We start from the raw sequence: 20,712 nt of genomic DNA, 5'->3' as shown, positions 1-20,712 counted from the left end.
AATACATTCACTATTATAACAATATTCGTATTCAAACGAAACTAAACAACCAATCACCGATAAACTATCGGCAATTGGCTGTTTAAAAGGTGTTTTGATCCCTGTCTCAAAAACGGGGGTCAGTCCCCTCCATACCTGCTTCTTTTTATTTGTCAGCATCCTGATGTTCCGATGCATTCTTTTCTTTTTCCGCGTGTTGAATCCGCTCCATGATCGAAGGGTGGCTGCCTCTGAAAATCTTTACAAGCACGGGAGGATCAACCTGGCTCAGTCCCGTCACAGCCAAATCCTGAAACGTCTTGACAGCGGCTTCTCTATTCTCCGTCAGCTCAATCCCATACTGGTCAGCCTGATTCTCCTGATAACGCGAAACCGCATTAGAAAAAGGCGTGACCGCAAAGCTCAAAACGGACACCAAAAGCAACAACAGCGGCAGTGCTGCAAGGTCATGCCGTCCCTCCAAATGAAACATGCTGCGGGTAAAGCGGACCGTCCGCTTGTAAAGCTTACCAATGACATAAAATCCGGCTAGCGACACGAGCAAATAGCCGGCCAGTCCGATATAGACGTGCTTCATGACATAATGGCCCATTTCGTGGCCCATAATAAAGAGAATTTCTGAATCGTCAAGCTTGTTCAGCGTCGTATCCCACAATACAATCCGTTTGTTCGCCCCGATTCCTGTGACATAGGCATTAAGCGCATTTGTTTTTTCAGACATGTTTACTTCATATACATGATCAGCCGGAATATCGGCTTCTTCTGCCAGCTCTAAAATTTTGCTTTCAAGCTCTTTGTTTTTCAGCGGATAAAAATCATTGTATAAAGGATCGATAATGACCGGCTGAATAAAAAACAGAAACAGCGAAAACGGCACAGTTAACAGCCAAGCGTATAACCACCATTTTTTTTCATGCCTTTTGATCAGCCAATAAAACACGAGAACGCAAAGCGTAAAGATCGGAAAGCTGATCCAAAAGTCTATGACCTGATCCTTAGCCCAGCTGGCCGCTGTCTGTGTGGAAATGTTGTATTCAAGCGATACTTGATAGCCTATCCAATCTAAAGGCAGCGTCACTAACGTTGTGATCAGCGAAAGCACAAACACAAAACCAATAACCTGCAAAAATCGAAAGGGCACGGCTGCTTCCATCCATTTCTTGATCTTCTTTGAAACGCCGCTGACCAGCAATACAAAGAACAAAAACCAATCAAGAGGAAGCCCGATAAAAAATAAAAAATTCTTTACATTCGAATACTGCTCAGCCACTGCCAATTCAGACGGCTTCATGAAAGAAGCCGGGTCAGCCTGCGTCCCTTTCACAGCCTCCGGTACTGCGGAATCACCGGACAGGAAAAAATACCAATAAAAAAACAGCACATACAGCACGTAAGCAAGCCCTGCTGCCGCAATCCACTTGCGCATAACGCCTCACTCCTCACATCAACCCGTTACTTCTATTGTAATCATAAATTCAAATTCTTAGAACCAAGCTGTGTATCCGTACTTTTCCGTCCTTTTAGGCATGGAAAGCCCGATCGCTGGGAAAACTAACAATGTTTGGAGTGATGCAAATGAAAAAAATAGTGGCAGCCATCGTGGTTATCGGTCTTGTGTTTCTAGCATTTTTCTATCTTTACAGCCGGTCAGGCGATGTGTATCAATCGGTAGACGCGGATTTGATCACGCTGTCTTCAAGCGGCCAGGAAGAAATCGAGATTGAAAAAAGGCAGCACGTCAAAGATATGCTGGACATCATGAATCAGGGAAAACAGCTGAAGACAGAAAAAACATCAGCCCCTGATTACGAAGGGACAATCAAGTTTCATAAAGACCGGTACGACTCATTCAGACTATGGATTGACGGCAGCCAGCAAGCCGTTTATTTGAAGGACGGGACATACTACAAATTAAGTAAAAGCGATACAAAGGCGCTGCTAAACATTATTAAAAAAGAAGCAAAGGATTGAAAATGAAAAAGCGAAGCTTACCGCTTCGCTTTTTTCGTATTATTGAGGCAAAATATCTCTCAGCGCCCGTCTGAGCATTTTCCCCGTCGCATTTTTCGGAATGTCGTCAAGGAACGTAATGGCGGCAGGCCGTTTGTATTTGGCGAGATGTTTTTCACAGTGCTGCATGATATCCGCTTCTGTTACGCCAGAGCGTTTGGGTACAATATATCCCTTTACCGCTTCCCCGCTTTGGGCGTCCGGCACACCGATGACAACCGCCTCCTTGACATCCGGGTGGCTGTACAGCACTTCCTCCACCTCGCGCGGATACACGTTGTATCCTCCAACAATGATCATGTCTTTTTTCCGGTCAACAATGTAAAAATAGCCGTCCTCATCTCTTCTTGCCAAATCGCCCGTATAAAGCCACCCGTCTTTTAACGCATGTTTTGTTTCCATTGGCATTTTATAATAGCCCTTCATTACATTGGGGCCTTTCACGATCAATTCGCCGACCTGGTGATCGGGCAACTCGCGTCCGAGCGGATCTACGACCTTGTTCTCGACATGCAATATACTTGTCCCGATGGAGCCCGGCTTTCTGCCCCTGTCAAACGGGTTAAAACACGTAACGGGTGATGCTTCCGAAAGCCCGTAGCCTTCCAAAATGGTCACGCCGAATTTTTCTTCGAACGCGGTCAGCAGCGCGACTGGCATCGCCGCCCCTCCTGAAATGCACAGCCGAATGGAAGAAAAGTCATCTTTCTTTCCGTTTTCATGCTGAAACAAGTAATTATACATCGTAGGCACACCGGCAAAAATAGTCGCCCGCCGCTGCTTAACAAGCTGAAAAACAGATGCCGGACTGAACTGAGGCTCAATTAAGACAGTTGCGCCGCTCATCAGCGGGGCATTCATACAGACGGTTAAACAAAACACGTGGAACATAGGAAGAGCGCAGACCACATTGTCCTTCTCATCCATTCCCAAATAGCCAGCGACATCGTTGGCATTGCTGTACAAATTTTGATGGGTCAACATTGCGCCTTTTGGTTTTCCGGTCGTTCCTGACGTATACAAAATGACCGCGGTATCATCAGGGACAATCTCCGGGCTTTGTTTAGCGGCGGATGTTGGACGCAATATTTTTGCAAACGTTGTCATTTTCATCCTGACCTCTGGGTCTGAAGCTTCTGGCTCGGCATCTCCTGTCTGGCATAAAATGACGAGCTCAACCTTTGGCAGCGATTCATGCATGCTCTCATAAAGCGGCAAAAGCTGATCAACGCCCACGATCGCCTTTACATCGCCATTTGTCAGCATATAACCGATTTCTGTTGGCGTGTACAACGGGTTGATGGGCACCACCACAATCCCAGCCTTTAACGCACCAAAAAACGCGATGATAAAATCAGGCGAATTGCCAAGCAGCAAAGCTAGATGGTCCCCTTTCTCCATACCGGCTTCCTGAAGGCCGTCCGCAAATCGCTGAATGTATTCATTCAGCTCCTGATACGTCATCATGTGATCCTTAAACCTGCATGCGATGCTGTCGGGCTTCTCAGATGCTGTTTCTTCCAATTTGGAAACAAGATTCATTCTCCCACCCCTTAAAGTGAATGAATAGTCATTCATTATTGAAGCCAAGCTTTCTCCTCCATTATAGAGAAACAGAAAAAAACACTCAAGAGCAAAAAGCCCTGAGTGTCAGTACTGTTATAGTTTCTTTAATGCTTCAGCAATCGGTGTATCTCCTTCTGTCAGATCAAAGGCCCGATTTTCCGTATTGGTTTCATCTAAAGAAGCAATGACCGTTTTCGCCACGTCATCACGGGAAATGAATCCCCGTTCCAGATCGGCGGCGACTGAAATAGTTCCTTTTCCAGACTCATTGCGAAGGCCTCCCGGACGGATAATCGTATAAGTTAAACCGCTTGCTTCCAGAATTTTATCAGCATAATGCTTGGCCACATAATAAGGTTTAAGTGATTCATTCCAATTTTCACGGTTGTGGGCTTGCAGGGCGCTAACCATGACAAACCGCTTGATGCCCGCGATATCCGCAGCTTCCATCGCTTTTGCCGCTCCGTCTAGATCCACCAGCAGCGTTTTATCATAGCCTGTGCTGCCGCCTGAACCCGCTGTGAAAATGATTGCGTCGCAGCCTTTCGCCGCTGCGGCGATTTCTTCCGGGCTGCCTTCCAGATTCGCAAGCACAGCTTCTGCACCGGCAGCTTCGAGAGGCGCTTTCTGTTCTTCTTTTCTGACCATCGCTCTGACAGAATGATCAGGATTGTCTCGGAATAAAGAAACGAGTCTTTGTCCGATTTGTCCGTTCGCTCCGATTAAAAACACTTTCATGTGAATCCCTCCTGCCTCCATTATTTCAAAAACACAACCGCTCTTTCAAACAATGTGTTTTGCCTTAATAAATCAGATCAAGGAAATCCTCTTTCGTAATGTTCCCAAAGTAATGCTTAAGATTCACACCTTCCAGCGCATCAGCGATGACACTGCGTTCATATTGTTTTCCAACCAGCAGGTTTTCAATTTCAGATACATCACCGACACCGAAGAAATCTCCGAAGATTTTGCAGTCCTCAATTTTGCCTTTCTTGACTTCCAGACGCAAATCTATCGATCCGATCGGATAACGTTTCGAATGATTGAGGTTAAATTTCGGTGAACGGCCATAGTTCCAATCCCAATTCTGGTAGCGCTCTTTCGAAATTTGATGAATGACCTTCCAATCTTTTTCCGTCAGCTTATACTCCGGTACGGTTTGAATGTCATTTGTGTTGAAAATATGGCGAAGCAAATGGCTGCGGAATTCTTCCGTAGTCATTTTATCATCGAGAAACTCACTGATGTTTGCCACTCGGCTTCTGATCGATTTGATGCCTTTTGATTCAATTTTATCCTTTTTCACCTTTAACGCTGACACAACATGATCAATGGCTGAATCAAACATGAGAGTGCCGTGGCTGAAAATACGTCCTTTTGTTGCAAACTGGGCGTTTCCGGATATTTTCCGGCCATCCACTACAATGTCGTTCCGGCCGCTCAATTCTGCTTCTACCCCGAGCTGGCGTAAAGCCTGGATCACCGGCTCAGTGAATTTTTTGAAGTTATGAAAGCTGTCCCCGTCATCCTTTGTAATAAAGCTGAAGTTCAAGTTCCCCAGATCATGATACACAGCTCCTCCGCCTGATAAACGTCGGACGACGATAATCCCGTTTTCTTCTACATATTTTGTATTGATTTCTTCTATTGTATTTTGGTTTTTCCCAATGATAATAGACGGCTGATTTACATAAAAGAGCAAATACGGCTGTTTAGGGTCTAAATGCTTTACACAGTACTCTTCGATAGCAAGATTGATCCGCGGATCATTGATATTTTGATTGTCGATAAATAACATGGTGCTCCTCCTTTATCCTTCCCACACAAAACCTGATTTCGCAATATTCACTTCGCCGCTAAAAACGGTTTTCGCTTCTTTGCGAAGATTGTCATGCACGCCGAAATGCGGCAAATGCGTCAGCAGCAGCTCTCCCGCTCCCGCTTCTTTTGCAATTCGCCCGGCTTCCAGGCTGTTCATATGACCTGCGCTTGTCCCGTCTTGATCGGCATAAAAATTGCATTCTGAGATCAATAAATCGGCATTTTCCGAAAATGGAATAAATGAATCCTGATAGCTGGAATCAGCGGTATATACGACAGTATGGCTGCCGTCAGTAATCCGCATGGCATAGCACGTCACCGGGTGAATCGTTTTTAAAAAGGTGATCGTAAACGGACCGGCAGTCAGCGGCTGATCCGGCTGAAAGGCAATCCCTTTCGTATGTGTTTTATATGTAAGCTTTTGAAACTGTTCTATATCAGCATCATGTCCGTAAATCGGAAGCGTATGCTCTCCTTTGCCGAGAAACGAACCGACTTGTTTAGCAAATTGCAGCGGCCCGATGTCAGCGATATGGTCATGGTGATAATGAGACAGAATCACCGCATCCAGCTTTTCCGCCGGCACATATCCGAACAGCTTAGATAATACTGCACTGCCGCAATCGACAAGCAAAGAGTAATCACCTGACTGAAATAAATAGCCCGACGTCGCTTCATTTGCGGCCGGAAAACCGCCATAGCATCCGATAACTGTAACTTTCATAATGTCCTCCTATCTTTTCAAGAAAATTGATCCTCCTTCAATATACCCATTTTTCTTAAAAAAAGCATGTTTTAAACATTGTATCAAAACAGTTATTGATTTTTATAATCTGTTATATTACAATGAAGTCACTACAAAGGGGAAAGAGGGATTGGTTATGCTGGGGAAAATCACAGATTTTTTTAGAAACCTGCCTTCGAAAAAGTGCGCGGAATGCGGTAAAAAGATTGAAGAGCAGCATGAGTGTTATGGAAATATCTGCAATGACTGCATAAAAGTTAACGATTTGTAAAGAGCGAAAATCCCGCGCAGCACGCGCGGGATTTTCTTTATTTTTCAACACTTCTTTATTTTGAAATAATAATCAGGTTAGGTCAAAGCTCACCCGTTTTTAGATAATTCTGGTGATTTCAAACACATTTTAGAAAATTCTTTATTTTCTAAATATAATTTACTATAGACGAATTCATTTCTTATCTATTATAATTTGATCTAATAGTGAGATTAAATATATGTCTATTCATGATATATGTTGATACTTTGTTTTTTGGGAGGTAATCTATGAAAAGAATTAAGTTTGGATTAGCCACACAAATATTCGTTGGACTTATTCTAGGTGTCATTGTTGGCGTTATTTGGTATGGCAACCCAGCATTGCCTACTTACCTGCAGCCAATCGGGGATCTCTTTTTACGCTTAATCAAAATGATAGTGATTCCTATTGTTGTCTCCAGCTTAATCATCGGTGTAGCCGGTGCAGGAAATGGAAAGCAAGTCGGTAAATTAGGCTTCAGAACAATTCTGTACTTCGAGATCATTACGACTTTTGCTATCATTCTCGGACTAGCCCTTGCAAACATCTTCCATCCGGGTACAGGAGTTAATATACACGAAGCTCAAAAATCTGACATTAGTCAATATGTTGAAACCGAAAAAGAGCAAAGCAATAAATCAGTGGCGGAAACGTTCCTGCATATTGTGCCGACAAACTTCTTCCAGTCCTTGGTTGAAGGGGATCTTCTTGCCATCATCTGCTTTACAGTTCTATTTGCATTGGGTATTTCCGCGATCGGTGAAAGAGGCAAGCCTGTATTAGCCTTTTTCGAAGGTGTATCCCATGCCATGTTCCACGTTGTAAACCTTGTGATGAAAGTAGCGCCATTCGGCGTTTTCGCGCTTATCGGAGTGACTGTGTCTAAATTCGGGCTCAGTTCTCTTCTCTCTCTCGGAAAGCTTGTCGGATTGGTGTATGTCGCACTTGCTTTCTTCTTAATTGTCGTGTTTGGAATTGTTGCAAAAATTGCCGGCATCAACATTTTCAAATTCCTTGCTTACATGAAGGACGAAATCTTACTGGCGTTCAGTACGTCCAGCTCTGAAACAGTTCTTCCGCGCATCATGGAAAAGATGGAAAAAATCGGCTGCCCGAAAGGCATTGTTTCATTTGTGATTCCGATTGGATATACGTTTAACTTAGACGGTTCCGTTCTCTATCAATCTATTGCCGCGCTGTTTTTAGCACAGGTATACGGCATTGATTTAACGCTTTGGCACCAAATTACACTTGTGCTCGTCCTTATGGTGACATCTAAAGGGATGGCTGCCGTGCCTGGTACTTCTTTTGTCGTCTTGCTTGCGACACTTGGCACCATCGGCGTTCCGGCTGAAGGACTTGCTTTTATTGCCGGTGTAGACCGCATCATGGACATGGCACGTACAGTTGTCAACCTGACTGGTAACGCGCTTGCTGCTGTTGTGATGTCTAAATGGGAAGGCCTGTTTAATCCAGCGAAAGCTGAAACGGTCATGTCTCAAGCAAAAGCAGACCAAAACGCAACCATTTCCGGTTAATGAAAAGCCTGCGGGGTTCTTGCCCCGCAGGCTTTTTTAATCTTTAACAAGCTCAAACAGCTCTGTAATCAAAACAGTATCCTCATTCAGCTCCAGTTCACCATTTTTGATCAGTTCCGCCCATGCCATCCGATGGTCTTCCTGAAATTCCTCAATTCGATCTCCATTGCCCTCTCCTTTGACTAACCTCATATCAGGCGCTCCAAAGGTCGTTTCAAACACATCTGTCACTTTTATATTGCATCTCGGATTGTCATGTTTATCATAAACGGTAACAAGCTGCCCCGCCGTTTGATACACGTCACTCAATTCATCTTTTGAATATAATGATTTTGGGGCGCACGTGGCTGTTTTTTCTCCGGCGAGGATTTGCTGAATCAGCTGTTCCCCCAAACCGTCATCACCTTCCCAGCCGAAAGTGCTTTTCAGCTCATACATCTTCATTTCGCCTTCCCCCTTATACCATCGGTGACTGTACATAATAGTACAGAAGCTTAGCCGTATGGCGAAGAGACGATTTATGGGTGCGTTCAAATGCATGCGAAGCGTCAATTCCCGGCCCGATGAGGCCATGCACAATATCATGCCCGGATTTGATCGCTGCTGACGCATCCGACCCGTAGTATGGGTAAATATCAAGCTTATAGTCGATATGATGCTTCTCGGCTAAATGGACTAAATGCTTTCTCAGCTGATAATGATACGGCCCGCTCGCATCCTTCACACAGATTGATACTGAATATTCATCTGTCGCCTGCCCGTCACCGATAGCTCCCATATCAACCGCCAAATATTCGACTGTTTCTGGAGGAATATTCGAATTCCCGCCGTATCCGATTTCTTCATTATTCGAAATGAGAAAATGAGTTGTATACGGCAATTCAATTTCTTCTGTTTGAATTTGATGAATTAAGCGGAGCAATAAGGCGACGCTTGCCTTATCATCCAAATGGCGCGATTTAATAAATCCGCTTGATGTGATCTCGACACGGGGATCAAACGACACAAAATCTCCGACGCCAATGCCAAGCTCTTCGGTATCTTTCCGGCAGTGAACAGGTTCATCAAGGCGGATCTCCATATTCTCTTGATTGCGCTCAGCTTTTCCCGCATCCTTGTATACATGCACTGATGTTTGATGCATTAAAATTGTGCCTGTATACGTTTTTCCCGAGGCGGTTTCAATTTGGCAATACTCCCCCTCAATCGAGTTGTAGCGGAACCCGCCGATCAAATCGATTTTCAGCCGGCCGTCAGCTTTAATTTCCTTTACCATAGCGCCGAGGGTGTCAACGTGCGCCGTCAGCATGCGGTGCTGGGATGTGTCGCGTCCGGGAAGCGTTGCAATTAAGCCGCCCTTATGGTTCCGAACCGTTTCTACCTTCCATTCTTTTAAAAGGCTTTCAATATAATTGATCACCTCATATGTATTTCCTGTCGGGCTTGGGATCGATACAAGTTCTTTAATGAGCTCCATCGTTTTACGTACGGACGTCATAGGACATTCCTCCTTTTACTTTTCTATATAAAATATACTCTTTTCCCGAGGGACCCGTCCAATCTTTTCCTATCAATCTCTCATATGCTGTAGTAAGCATGGGAAGAGGAGGGATATCTATGTGCTGTCGTCATTCACATGAACGGAAACATCATTGTCACGATTGGTTTGATGAGTTTTGGTTCTTTGACGAGTGGTTCGATAAAGATTTCCATGACCATTGCAAGAAAAAGAAAGAATGCCATGACCCTTGCGAGAAGAAGAAAAGAAAGAAAAACCATTGTTTCTCTTGTAAAAAACACAGACACTCTTGCTGTCATTGCTAAGGACTGAATCAGAAATATTCTGATGACCCATGCTTAATGAATATTTCCATTCGCATTTTTCCAAGCGGGCTGTGCTGCTGCTTGGACTTTTTTATTGAAAGAGACTTTTTGCTTTTACAATCCAATAGACTGATACTGCAGCTATTAGAGCAACAATGATTTCAACAGCAGCAGCATGCTCTATTATTCTTTTTTGGTATAAAACCGCCGGTACATTAAAGAGTGCATGTAAAAGAATAGAATACAGCAAAAACAGCGGCCGGCGGCTTTTAACCGCATACAAGACCAGCAGCGACAGTCCGATTTGAACAGCAATCGCACTGATTCTTTCTATTCCCCCCAGCAGCCATTCATACGAAGGGGTATGCAGCAGCTGCTCCTGAATCGGCAGAAGCACCTGTTTGATGTCTTCATTGATCAAAAGCTGTTCAAACGTTCCGCTATTCATCGCAATTGCGTATACAATAAGCGAGATAGAGGACACGCCAGTAATCAGGATGGCTTCAAGCCCGCCATGGCCCGTTCCGAAAGCCAGGCCATCCGCCCAAGCATGGATGGCGCTTCAAAAAAATTCTCATCATGATATACCTTCCGCACTCCTCAAAAATCCCAGCCATCAAGCAGCCGTAAATGCCATACCACAATGGATTTTGCATGGCTTCTTTCGTCATTTCATTCACTTGCAGAACATAAACATGAACGCCGCCCTCCAATAGCTGAGCAAAGACAAAAAACGTGAGAGCGCCAATAAAAAACACCTTTAACGAGGCGCCATACTTTCGCTTAAACCATACTATCAGTCCGATCGGCAACAAAAACGCAACAGCTCCAGAGAACGCCATAAAGACTATTGCTTCTTGACTGACCATTTACCAGCCTCCTTTTTCTATTTCTAGATTCCCTATTTCACATTTTCTCTTTTTTTATGAAAAAACCTTCTTTTTAGTACCAGATACTAATATCTAGTGTTATAATCTGATCATAAGGAGTGATACATATGTCAAAAGCAAAAATTTCAGCTATCGGCACCTATGCGCCGAGCAGGCGCTTAACCAATGCTGATTTAGAAAAGATCGTTGATACGTCAGATGAATGGATTGTTCAGCGCACAGGAATGAGAGAACGCCGTATTGCGGATGAACAGCAGTTTACCTCTGATTTATGCATCGAAGCGGTGAAGGATCTTAAGAGCCGTTATGAAGGGACACTTGATGATGTCGATATGATCCTCGTTGCCACAACAACATCCGATTATGCCTTTCCGAGTACGGCATGCCGTGTGCAGGAATATTTCGGCTGGGAAAGCACCGGCGCGTTGGATATTAATGCGACGTGCGCCGGGCTGACATACGGCCTTCATTTGGCAAACGGATTAATCACATCCGGCCTTCATCAAAAAATTCTCGTCATCGCCGGAGAGACACTGTCAAAAGTAACGGATTATACCGATCGAACGACATGCGTTCTGTTCGGCGACGCTGCAGGTGCGCTGTTGGTTGAACGAGACGAAGAGACGCCCGGATTTCTTGCGTCTGTCCAAGGAACAAGCGGGAACGGCGGAGATATTTTGTATCGTGCCGGACTGCGGAATGAACGAAACGGGGTGCAGCTTGCCGGTTCCGGTAAAATGGTCCAAAACGGCCGTGAAGTGTATAAATGGGCAGCGAGAACCGTTCCCCGCGAATTTGAACGTCTTTTACATCAAGCAGGTCTGACAAGCTGCGACCTCGATTGGTTTGTGCCTCACAGCGCCAACTTGCGCATGATCGAGTCGATTTGTGAAAAAACACCTTTCCCGATTGAAAAAACGCTCACCAGTGTCGAATACTACGGAAACACGTCTTCTGTTTCGATTGTTTTGGCGCTGGATCTCGCAGTGAAAGCCGGAAAGCTGAAAAAAGATCAAACCGTGATGCTTTTCGGATTTGGCGGCGGATTAACCTATACAGGATTGCTTGTCAAATGGGGAATGTAATAAAAAAAGAACTTGTTTCAAAGGAAACAAGTTCTTTTTCATTATGAAGCCGGCTGTTCTTCTGAAGTTTCTTCCTTTCGGCTTAACATTGTAAAGTAAGTAATGCTCAGCAAAATCATAACGAGGGCAATGCCGATTAAGACGCCGGCCATCTGCCACATGTAGCCAAAATCCCCGTTTGAAATGACCGCTCTGAACCCGTTAATGCTGTAGGTCATCGGCAATGCGCCATGGATGACTTGATAGAAATTCGGAAGCAATTCTAACGGGAAGGTTCCTCCGCTGGCACCGAGCTGCAGCACCAAAATAATGACTGCGATAAATCGTCCCGGATTGCCCATCGTTGTCGCCAAAAATTGAATCATCGCTAGGAAAGCGAGACTCGTAATGATCGTAAACACGTAAAATCTCCACGTGCTCTCTACCTCGAGACCAATTCCAAGAAGCAGAACCGTCGCCACAATCAGCGATTGAATAATTCCAACGAGCATCATGACATTGAATTTGCTGAAGAACCACTCAAAACCGTTTCTAGGACGTCCTGACGCTTCCTTCAGCGGGAAGACCACCGTCAGCATGATGCCGCCGACATACAAGCCCATTGACAGGATATAAGGTGTCAGCCCTGTTCCGTAGTTAGGAACAGAATGGATGGCATCATCTTTGGTTTTAACCGGATCGGCAAACATGCCGTATGTTTGATCGTCAGCATCGATATCTCCTGTTTGATCAGCCGCATCCTTCAGCTTACTAGACAGCTCTCCTGTGCCGTCCAATAGCTTGCCTAAACCTGTATCAAGTGAAGCAGATCCGTCTGCAAGTTTTGAAGATCCGCTTTGGACCTGTTTAGAACCATCTAACAGCTTAAACAATCCGCCAGATACTTGACTGCTTCCCGTCACCAATTGCTCTGAGCCTGCTTTGGCTTTTGCGAACTGCTTATTATATTCACCGATACCGGCTGTCAGTTTGTTTTGGTTTTCTGTCAGCTGCTGTGAACCGTTGTATATCTTCTGGGTTCCTTCAGTTAATCTGTCAATCGCATCTTGAGTCGTTTTTGCGCCGTTATAAAGCTTAGAAGTAGCTTCCGGCATTGCTTTTAGCTGTGCCACCTGCGCTTTCACATCTTCCAGAGAGCTTTTAATCGTTGCAATGTCAGGCAGCTGATCAGCAGTAGGAAGCTGGCTTAAAATTTGATCAAAATCAGGCGCATCAACTTGCGGAAGCTGCTTCTCAACAGAGTTGATCAGCTGGCTTTTTTGCTCCGCTGTTAAGAAGTCACTCGAATTGATGAGATTTTTAAATGCCTGATCACGGTTTTTTAAGCTGTTTTCAAAGTCCGTCAGCTGTTTTTGGAAATCTTTCATCGCTGTTTCTGACTTTTCCAGATTGTTCACAGCTGTTTCAAGCTTCGTTAAATCGACTGCATTTATGAGCTTTTCCGCTTTTGCTGCTTTCTCAGAACCTTCTTGGGCTTTACTGTTGAGCTGATCCAGCCCGTTTGTGAGATTAGGCAAGCCCTGCTGTACTTTTTGAAGTCCGGCAAGAAGCTCATTCATCTTGCCTGTCAGCTCGCCTGATCCTGCCGCAAGCTTTCCTGAGTTTTCATAAATCGTATTGCTGCTGTCCTGGAATTTTCCGAGCGAGCTGTCAAGTGATTGGATACCGCTTGTCACCTGAGCCGCTCCATCTGCAAGCTGCGCCGTTTTGTCACTGATAGTGGCAGTGCTTTCCTTCAGCTTCTCCAGATTTTCTTTCAGCTGGGCGCTTCCGTTTTTCGCATCCTTTGTGCCGTCATCGATTTTTTTCGCTCCGCTGCTCGCGTCGCTCAAACCTTTGGCGATCTCTTTAAAGTTATCAAAAATGACTTTCGTATATTGCTCGGTCACTTCTTTAGAAACAGAGGCTTTTAGTTTATCAATCGCTTTTTCACCGATCGTTGCCCCAACATAGTTCGAACCGGCATTCGTATGGTATTTCAGATCCAGCTTTTTCGGATTTTTGTCCAATACAGTGCTGGCATTCTTAGAAAAATCCTCAGGAATCTCGACAACTAAATAGTATTTTTGATTTAATAAGTCCTTTAACGATTGGTCAAGATCACTGGAAAAATGCCAATCAAAGTTATCATTATCCTTTAATTCTTTGACCAGATCATCACCGATTTGAAGTTTTTCTCCTTCATACGTTGCCCCTTTGTCTTGGTTGACGACAACGACAGGCAGCTGGTCAACTGTGCCGTATGGGTCCCAATAAGCCTTTAAGAACACGCCGCTGTAAATAAGCGGGACAAACAAAATGGCAATGATGGGAATTAATAATTTTTTACTCGTTACGATGTCTTTCCACTGACTTCGTATTGTGTTCATCCTGATGCCTCCATTCTAAAACTGACTCATCATAAAAAATGGTCATTTTGTTGCAAAGAGAAAGGATTATCTAGTTGGCTGACAATCCTTTGACAACATACAATTCAAGCAGTTCCGCAATCGTCTCTTTATCGAGCGGGGGATGCTGTTTTTCCCAATCAAAAATGAGCGCGATATAAAGCTTCAGCATCACAAAAGCTGTCAGCTCAGGATCGCACGGCTTGATTGCACCGTTCTTAATTCCGTCTTCAATCTTACTTTTTATATAAGACAGAATGCCTCTCTCCATTTTTTGGATCACTTCCTGAACTGCCATTGTACCAATCTCAGCATTTTCTTGGAAAATTTTAATCGTCAGCTGATGTGTTTTCCTGAACTCCAGAATGGCAAACAGCGCCCTGTGCACATTTTCATGGAACGGAAGGTTCGGCTCCATCGCTTCGTCCGCTTTTTGCTTCATTTCCTTCAATAAAGTAGTGAAAATCTCGTCAAACAGCTCTTCTTTGTTTTTGAAAAAAGTATAAATGGTTCCCTTCCCCACGTTCGCAAGCTTTGCCACAAGATCCATTGTCGTCGCTTTATACCCGAACTGCGTGAAAGATTTTGTGGCCGCCTCCAAAATGAGCTTTTTTCGATCTATTGACATTGTATTCACCTCGAAACTGACCGTTTGAACATTTTAGTCATTAAGTACATATGCAAATGTATCATAACCCGCTGATCAATTCAATCATTTTTTTACACAATATTGCCATCGCACAACAAAAAACCTCCGCCAGAGCGGAGGTTTTCAGCTGAATAAATAGGTAAGCGTGTCAGACACGGCAGCTTTTCCTTGATCGATGCAGTCGGGAATTCCGACACCTTCAAAAGAAGCGCCTGTCACATAGACACCCGGATATGCGGAGGCCAGTGCTTCGCGCAGTTCTTTGATGCGCTGCTTATGGCCGACATGGTACTGCGGCATGCTTTCATGCCAGCGGGTGACACATGTCATTTCCGGCTCCCCGTTTATGTTCATGACTTTCTTTAAGTCTTCTAACACGATGTTGATAATGTCGTTATCTGAGAGATCGACAATCGATTCGTCTCCGGCTTTTCCGACATATGCCCGAAGCAGCGTTTTGCCTTCAGGCGCTGCGTGCGGCCATTTTTTGTTCGTCCACGTACAGGCTGTGATCGCGAAATCACTGTTTCTTGAGATAACAAAGCCCGTTCCCTCATGCTCCATTTGGACTGCGCCTTCAGGGAAACCCAAGGCAACATTTGCCACGGATGTGGAGTGCATATTTTTTAAATGAGAAATGGCAGGAAGCTCAGAAAGCATTCCTGCAGCCGCTTTATGCGGAGCAGTCACAATCACTGATTCAGCATCAAGTGTGACGCCGTTATCCAGATCGAGCGAGTAGCCAGTGCCGCCGCGGCTGATCTTGGTCACTTTTGTCCCTTTGTATACCTTCGTCAGCTTTAATTGTTTTTCGATCTCTTCGACAAGGGTCTGCAAACCCGTTGAAAGGGTCTGGAACTGCCCTTGCTTTTTAGCCGTGAGCTGCTGGCCGGAGCCTTGAGGCCTTGTTTTTTTCATGCCGAGAATTAAGCTTCTGTGCTTTTGTTCCGTCTGGTAAAATTGCGGAAAAGTCGACATTAGGCTGAGCTTGTCAATGTCGCCAGCGTAGATGCCTGATAGAAGGGGCTCGATTAAATTCTCAACCACTTCATCTCCGACACGTCTGCGGAAAAATTCTCCCAATGACTGGTCGTCTTTTGACTTGCTTGCAGGCAGGATGAAATCCATAGCGGCCCTTGCCTTCCCAGACACAGAAAACAGACCGGTTGAAACGAACGGCGCAATTTTTGTCGGTATCCCCATCACGGCGCCCTTCGGCATTGGATGCAGGGTGCGGTTTACAAGCACATAGGATTGTCCTGTTGCATTGTTGACAAGCAAATGTTCAAGGCCGACATCTTTGACAAGCTGCGGAGCGCTTGTCTTCCGTTCCAGAAATGAGTCAGGCCCTCTTTCGATGATATAGCCGTCTTTCTTGACAGTTTGAATTTTCCCGCCGACTCTCGGACTTGCCTCAACAAGCGTCAGCTCAAGGGGCAGATTTTTTTCTATGATTTCTTTTTCCATATAGAAGGCGGCGGCTAAACCGGTAATGCCGCCGCCGATGATGACTACATGTTTTTTGCCGTCACTCATGTTCATCGCCTTCTTTAACGTCCTAATTTTTTTAATACAACTGTTGCTAATGCATCAATAAATTCCGGCTTTGCATTCGGCATTTCCGGGCGGTAGTAGCTTGCACCGATATCGTCAGTGACCACTTTGCATTCATAATCATTATCATAAAGCACTTCTAAATGATCCGCTACAAATCCGACAGGGACATATACGAATGCCTGATAGCCTTTTTGTTCGAATAAATCACGCGTTAAATCCTGCACATCAGGCCCGAGCCAAGGATCAGGCGTGTTCCCTTCGCTTTGCCAGCCGACAGCATATTCGGAAACGCCTGCGCCTTCAGCAATCAATTTCGCCGATTCATGAAGCTGGTCCGGGTACGGGTCTCCAAATTCTTTGATTTTTTCCGGCAAACTGTGTGCGGATACGATAAGCATCGCGTTTTCTCTTTCATCTTCAGGCATTGACGCATATGTTTCCTTCACTCGGTCAACCCAATATTTCACGAATTTCGGTTCATCGTACCAGCTTTCAACAGACGTAATCGTTAAGCCGCCAAGTTTTTCAGCCTCTTCTTTGGCACGTTTGTTGTAAGACTGCACGCTGAACGTGGAGAAATGCGGTGCCAGCACGATGCTGACCGCTTCTGTAATGCTGTCCTTATGCATCTCTGCTACAGCATCTTCAATAAATGGCTCGATATGCTTCAGTCCGATATACGCTTTAAACGTAATCTCGTCCTGAATCTCATTTAAGTGCTGTTCAAGCTTGTGCGCTTGCTCTTCTGTGATTTTGGCAAGCGGTGAAATGCCGCCAATTGCTTCGTACCTGTCTTTCAAATCTTGAAGCATTTCAGGTTCAGGCTTTCTGCCTCTTCTGATATGTGTATAATAACGTTCGATATCTTCTTCTTTATAAGGCGTGCCGTACGCCATAACGAGAAGCCCCATTTTCTTTCTACTCACTGTTTACACCCTCTTTAATGATCTGATACAAACATTTTGACAGGATATCATCCAGATACCAAAAGATATGCTTAGGAATATTGACCCATTTTTTTGTTTTGTGAATATTTATGGACAAATGCTGTCAGTTTTTTCAAAACCTCAGGACTGACGTCAGGAAATACCCCGTGTCCAAGGTTAAAAATGAAGCTGTCCGATTTCATGCCCTGATCAAGTATTTCCGTCGTTTTCTTCTCAATGACTTCCCATGGCGCAAGCAAAATGGACGGGTCCAAGTTGCCCTGCACTGTTTTGATGATGCCTTTTGATCTGGCTTCATCAATACTGAGTCTCCAATCGAGCCCGACAACATCGAGAGGAAGGTCATGCCAATCACCTGCCAGATGGCTTGCGCCTACACCAAACATGATCAGCGGCACATTCTCCTCCGCAAGCTCTGAAAAGATCCGGTTCATCACGGGTTTGATGTATGTTCTGTAATCTGCTTGATTCAGCGCGCCGACCCACGAATCAAAGATTTGAATCGCTTTTGCGCCTGCCTTAATCTGCGCTTTCACATACACAATGATCATGTCGGCAAGCTTGGACATCAGCAGATTCCATGCATCCGGCATGCTGTACATGAAGGCTTTTGTTTTATTGTAGTTTTTCGACGGTCCGCCTTCGATCATATAGCTGGCCAGCGTAAAAGGCGCACCTGAGAAACCGATGAGCGGGACGTTGAGCTGCTCATTGACAAGCAGTTTAATCGTCTCAAGCACGTACGGCACGTCCTGTTCCGGATCAATCTGACCGAGTTTTTCAATGTCCGCCAGAGACCGGATCGGCTGATCAATCACAGGCCCGATCCCGTTTTTGATTTCAACATCCACACCGATTGACGGCAGCGGAGTCATGATATCTTTATAAAGGATTGCAGCATCGACTCCGTATTGCTCAACCGGCAGTCTTGTGACATACGCACAAAGTTCCGGCTGATGTGTAATGTCAAACAATCCGTACTTTTCCTTCAGCTTACGGTATTCCGGCTGTGATCGCCCTGCTTGTCTCATATACCATACAGGCGTGTGATCCGCTTTTTCTCCCCGTGCCGCTTTTAAAAACGTCTCGTTAAACGTTTCTCGTTTACTCATCTGATTTCCACCTTTCATACTGCAACCATACGTTCGTATTTCTTGACTTATTACACTATACCTTGTTTTAGGCAAATGGTATAGAAGTGAGGCTCAAAGTTCAAAAAATCGCCGAATTCCATTAAGAGGAAAACAATTTAGGCTGAACGTAATTGGTTCCTTCTCCTTCTCTCTTTGTCTGTGTATTATAAGGCACAATTTTATAAGAAGCGCCCGAAAACAAGTTGGCATAAGGGATTTCATAGCTTCCCTTTCCTTCAACTGAATCAAGAAGCGTCTCCTTGTCGTCCTTACTTACATAAATTCTGTATACGGCCCGATCATCCTCTTGAGCGTCCCATTTTAATTCAATGGTAAAGAGCCCCGCAGCTTTAAATGTGTAATCTGCTTTCAGTGTTTTGACCGGCTCCAGCTTAATTGGGCTTTCCAGTTCTTTGACGTTTTTAGGCTTCGTAAACACAGAACCGGTTTCTCCAGCCTGTGTCAAAATATCCTTAAACAGTCTCGTCGAATACGCGCTGCCGCCTTTTAAGTAATGGCTTTGATCCGTTTTGTCATAGCCCATCCAGACAGCCCCGGTTATTTTCGGCGTATAGCCTGCAAACCAGGCGTCCTTAGTCGCTCCGGAGACGCCAGTATAAGAAGTAGAACCGGTTTTTCCCGCCAGGTCGCCGTGATAAGTGCCGGACGTTGCCGTTCCGTTTTTGACCACCTGCTGCAGCATTCTCGTCATATTCCAGGACGTTTGCTTGCTGAATACCCGCTTTCCTTCTTCTTTATGATCGGCTATTGTTTCTCCGTCTTCATCCTTTATGCTGGAAATAAAGTACGGTTCAGTATACGTTCCATTCGCGGCAAACGTATGAAATGCGCCGGCAAGCTGGAGCGGCGAAACGCCTTTTTCCAAGCCGCCTAGAGCGAGAGCAAGCCCTTCATCAGGGATATCCATGCCGTTTGCTTTCAAATAAGATTTTCCTGTTTCGACGCCTATTTCATTCAGCGTCCAGACAGCCGGCGCGTTTTTGCTGTACGTAATGGCGTCAGACATGGTCACTTCGCCCTCATACTGGCTGTCATAGTTTTTCGGCGTATAATCTCCGTAGGATTGTAGCTCATCCTTCAATAGAGAGTAGGGCCTAAATTTCTTTTCCTGCATCGCCGGTCCGTATACTGCAAGCGGCTTAAATGTGGAACCCGGCTGGCGGGCAGCTGTGACACGGTTGTACCCCTTAGCTGTGTAATCTCTTCCGCCGATCGCCGCTTCCACACCGCCTGTCTTGTTATTGATAAAGACCGCGCTTCCTTCGGCATTCTGATCTGTTCCGGGATAATAGCTTCCCTGCTTCATCACCTGATAAGCCGTCTTTTGCAGCTTCGAATCGAGAGGCACCTTGATCGTATATCCGCCTTGAAGGAGCTGCTCTCCGGAAATCGAGTACTTGTCCTCCGCCTCTTCAATCACAAGATCAATATAGCTGTCAAACCATGGTGTTTCCGACTGCTTCTTCACGTTCAGCCCAAGCGTCCTCCCCTGCGCGCTGACAGCCTCTTTCGCACTGATGTAGCCTTGGTCATTCATCATGCCAAGAATCGTATCACGCCGCTCCTTACTTTTATCTGGATGCAAAACCGGAGAATACGTAGAAGGCGCCTTCGGAATAGCGGCCAAAACCGCACCTTCGGATACAGTTAAATCTTTTACTTCTTTATTAAAATAATAGTGGGACGCCGCTTGTATGCCGTAGACTCCATGTCCAAAGTAAAGCTGGTTCAAATACATTTCCAGCAGCTTGTCCTTGCTGTAATCCCGTTCAAGATTGATCGCAATGATCACTTCTTTTGTTTTTCTTAAAAACGTTTTATCATGTGTCAGAAAAATATTTTTGGCAAGCTGCTGGGTGATCGTGCTTCCGCCTTCCACCTTTCCGCCTGCTAATATATCGCGATATACTGCCCTTCCGACAGATTTTGCATCAATACCGTGATGCTCATAGAACCTTTTATCCTCAACAGCGATAAACGCTTCTCTGACCTGCTTCGGAATCTCATTGATCGAGACAGGCTCACGATTTTCTGTATACAGGCTTGCTACCTCATCTCCGTTTTGATCCACAATTTTTGAAGATGCATGAAGAATGAGCTTCTTTTCATCTATGACATAATGTCCGAGAAAAATAATTGAAATATATCCTATTAAAGCGAGAAAAGCAGTTAACACTAAAATAATGATGGGTATAAATAGTTTCTTTTTCTTTATCTTAAACATGAACTCACCTCGCCTTTCTAAAG

The 20,712-nt window shown here is 45.0% G+C and carries 19 protein-coding genes and 1 pseudogene; 5 read left to right on the top strand and 15 right to left on the bottom strand.

Going from position 1 to position 20,712, the window contains the following annotated elements; all coding sequences use genetic code 11:
• Nucleotides 1-86: IS3 family transposase (locus tag AC0DBE_RS20335; RefSeq protein ID WP_131121716.1), on the top strand; the 86-nt coding region annotated here is incomplete at its 5' end.
• A gap of 59 nt (nucleotides 87-145) precedes the next feature.
• Here AC0DBE_RS20335 and AC0DBE_RS20330 read toward each other — a convergent pair.
• Nucleotides 146-1,426, bottom strand: coding sequence for a M48 family metallopeptidase (locus AC0DBE_RS20330; RefSeq protein WP_472963563.1), 1,281 nt, complete (start codon nucleotides 1,424-1,426; stop codon nucleotides 146-148).
• A gap of 149 nt (nucleotides 1,427-1,575) precedes the next feature.
• Here AC0DBE_RS20330 and AC0DBE_RS20325 point away from each other — a divergent pair, with 149 nt between their 5' ends.
• Nucleotides 1,576-1,971 (top strand): YhfM domain-containing protein, encoded by a 396-nt coding sequence (locus AC0DBE_RS20325; RefSeq protein ID WP_061188298.1) that lies wholly within the window; start codon nucleotides 1,576-1,578, stop codon nucleotides 1,969-1,971.
• Between the two features lie 39 nt (nucleotides 1,972-2,010).
• Here AC0DBE_RS20325 and lcfB read toward each other — a convergent pair whose 3' ends face one another.
• The 4 genes from lcfB to AC0DBE_RS20305 all read right to left on the bottom strand — a co-directional run bounded on the left by lcfB (nucleotide 2,011) and on the right by AC0DBE_RS20305 (nucleotide 6,121).
• Nucleotides 2,011-3,552: a long-chain-fatty-acid--CoA ligase LcfB gene (gene lcfB, locus AC0DBE_RS20320; protein ID WP_472963562.1), complete on the bottom strand. Its 1,542-nt coding sequence runs from the start codon at nucleotides 3,550-3,552 to the stop codon at nucleotides 2,011-2,013.
• Nucleotides 3,553-3,669: 117 nt separating this feature from the next.
• The gene (locus AC0DBE_RS20315; RefSeq protein ID WP_472963561.1) at nucleotides 3,670-4,314 is read right to left on the bottom strand and encodes an SDR family oxidoreductase; all 645 of its coding nucleotides are present in this window, start codon (nucleotides 4,312-4,314) and stop codon (nucleotides 3,670-3,672) included.
• 64 nt (nucleotides 4,315-4,378) lie between these two features.
• Entirely contained in the window at nucleotides 4,379-5,374 is a 996-nt protein-coding gene (lplJ, locus tag AC0DBE_RS20310; RefSeq protein ID WP_472963559.1) for a lipoate--protein ligase LplJ, read from the bottom strand.
• A gap of 12 nt (nucleotides 5,375-5,386) precedes the next feature.
• Nucleotides 5,387-6,121, bottom strand: coding sequence for an MBL fold metallo-hydrolase (locus tag AC0DBE_RS20305; protein ID WP_003224328.1), 735 nt, complete (start codon nucleotides 6,119-6,121; stop codon nucleotides 5,387-5,389).
• Between the two features lie 157 nt (nucleotides 6,122-6,278).
• Here AC0DBE_RS20305 and yhfH point away from each other — a divergent pair, with 157 nt between their 5' ends.
• Both yhfH and gltT read left to right on the top strand, forming a co-directional pair.
• Nucleotides 6,279-6,413 (top strand): protein YhfH, encoded by a 135-nt coding sequence (gene yhfH, locus AC0DBE_RS20300; RefSeq protein WP_003224325.1) that lies wholly within the window; start codon nucleotides 6,279-6,281, stop codon nucleotides 6,411-6,413.
• A 269-nt stretch (nucleotides 6,414-6,682) separates the two neighbouring features.
• On the top strand, nucleotides 6,683-7,972 hold the full coding sequence (gene gltT, locus AC0DBE_RS20295) for a glutamate/proton symporter GltT (protein ID WP_014113257.1): 1,290 nt from the start codon (nucleotides 6,683-6,685) through the stop codon (nucleotides 7,970-7,972).
• Nucleotides 7,973-8,008: 36 nt separating this feature from the next.
• Here gltT and AC0DBE_RS20290 read toward each other — a convergent pair whose 3' ends face one another.
• From AC0DBE_RS20290 to AC0DBE_RS20275, 4 genes and pseudogenes are all read right to left on the bottom strand, one after another.
• Complete coding sequence (locus AC0DBE_RS20290) at nucleotides 8,009-8,416, bottom strand: ASCH domain-containing protein (protein WP_014113256.1); 408 nt, start codon at nucleotides 8,414-8,416, stop codon at nucleotides 8,009-8,011.
• Between the two features lie 13 nt (nucleotides 8,417-8,429).
• Nucleotides 8,430-9,470, bottom strand: coding sequence for a M42 family metallopeptidase (locus AC0DBE_RS20285; RefSeq protein WP_061188296.1), 1,041 nt, complete (start codon nucleotides 9,468-9,470; stop codon nucleotides 8,430-8,432).
• A 134-nt stretch (nucleotides 9,471-9,604) separates the two neighbouring features.
• Nucleotides 9,605-9,790 carry a hypothetical protein gene (locus AC0DBE_RS20280; RefSeq protein WP_309294803.1) on the bottom strand — a complete coding sequence of 62 codons (186 nt, stop codon included), beginning with the start codon at nucleotides 9,788-9,790 and terminating at the stop codon, nucleotides 9,605-9,607.
• A gap of 97 nt (nucleotides 9,791-9,887) precedes the next feature.
• A pseudogene (locus tag AC0DBE_RS20275) lies at nucleotides 9,888-10,665 on the bottom strand (YhfC family intramembrane metalloprotease).
• Between the two features lie 128 nt (nucleotides 10,666-10,793).
• Here AC0DBE_RS20275 and fabHB point away from each other — a divergent pair.
• Nucleotides 10,794-11,771, top strand: coding sequence for a beta-ketoacyl-ACP synthase III FabHB (gene fabHB, locus AC0DBE_RS20270; RefSeq protein WP_072182333.1), 978 nt, complete (start codon nucleotides 10,794-10,796; stop codon nucleotides 11,769-11,771).
• A 41-nt stretch (nucleotides 11,772-11,812) separates the two neighbouring features.
• Here fabHB and AC0DBE_RS20265 read toward each other — a convergent pair whose 3' ends face one another.
• The 6 genes from AC0DBE_RS20265 to AC0DBE_RS20240 all read right to left on the bottom strand — a co-directional run bounded on the left by AC0DBE_RS20265 (nucleotide 11,813) and on the right by AC0DBE_RS20240 (nucleotide 20,689).
• Nucleotides 11,813-14,140 carry a YhgE/Pip family protein gene (locus AC0DBE_RS20265; protein WP_472963554.1) on the bottom strand — a complete coding sequence of 776 codons (2,328 nt, stop codon included), beginning with the start codon at nucleotides 14,138-14,140 and terminating at the stop codon, nucleotides 11,813-11,815.
• Nucleotides 14,141-14,210: 70 nt separating this feature from the next.
• Nucleotides 14,211-14,786, bottom strand: coding sequence for a TetR/AcrR family transcriptional regulator (locus AC0DBE_RS20260; RefSeq protein WP_014113248.1), 576 nt, complete (start codon nucleotides 14,784-14,786; stop codon nucleotides 14,211-14,213).
• A 144-nt stretch (nucleotides 14,787-14,930) separates the two neighbouring features.
• A complete protein-coding gene (hemY, locus tag AC0DBE_RS20255; protein WP_326198056.1) occupies nucleotides 14,931-16,343 on the bottom strand; it encodes a protoporphyrinogen oxidase in 1,413 nt (470 codons plus the stop codon).
• Between the two features lie 14 nt (nucleotides 16,344-16,357).
• Nucleotides 16,358-17,290, bottom strand: a complete 933-nt coding sequence (gene hemH / locus AC0DBE_RS20250) for a ferrochelatase (RefSeq protein ID WP_061188293.1) — start codon at nucleotides 17,288-17,290, stop codon at nucleotides 16,358-16,360.
• A 71-nt stretch (nucleotides 17,291-17,361) separates the two neighbouring features.
• Complete coding sequence (hemE, locus tag AC0DBE_RS20245; RefSeq protein WP_472963550.1) at nucleotides 17,362-18,423, bottom strand: uroporphyrinogen decarboxylase; 1,062 nt, start codon at nucleotides 18,421-18,423, stop codon at nucleotides 17,362-17,364.
• A 121-nt stretch (nucleotides 18,424-18,544) separates the two neighbouring features.
• Entirely contained in the window at nucleotides 18,545-20,689 is a 2,145-nt protein-coding gene (locus tag AC0DBE_RS20240) for a transglycosylase domain-containing protein (protein ID WP_472963548.1), read from the bottom strand.
• Nucleotides 20,690-20,712 lie beyond the last annotated feature (23 nt).

It is taken from the genome of Bacillus sp. VA15 (assembly GCF_055721145.1).
This window is presented reverse-complemented; position numbering and strand designations above follow the sequence as displayed.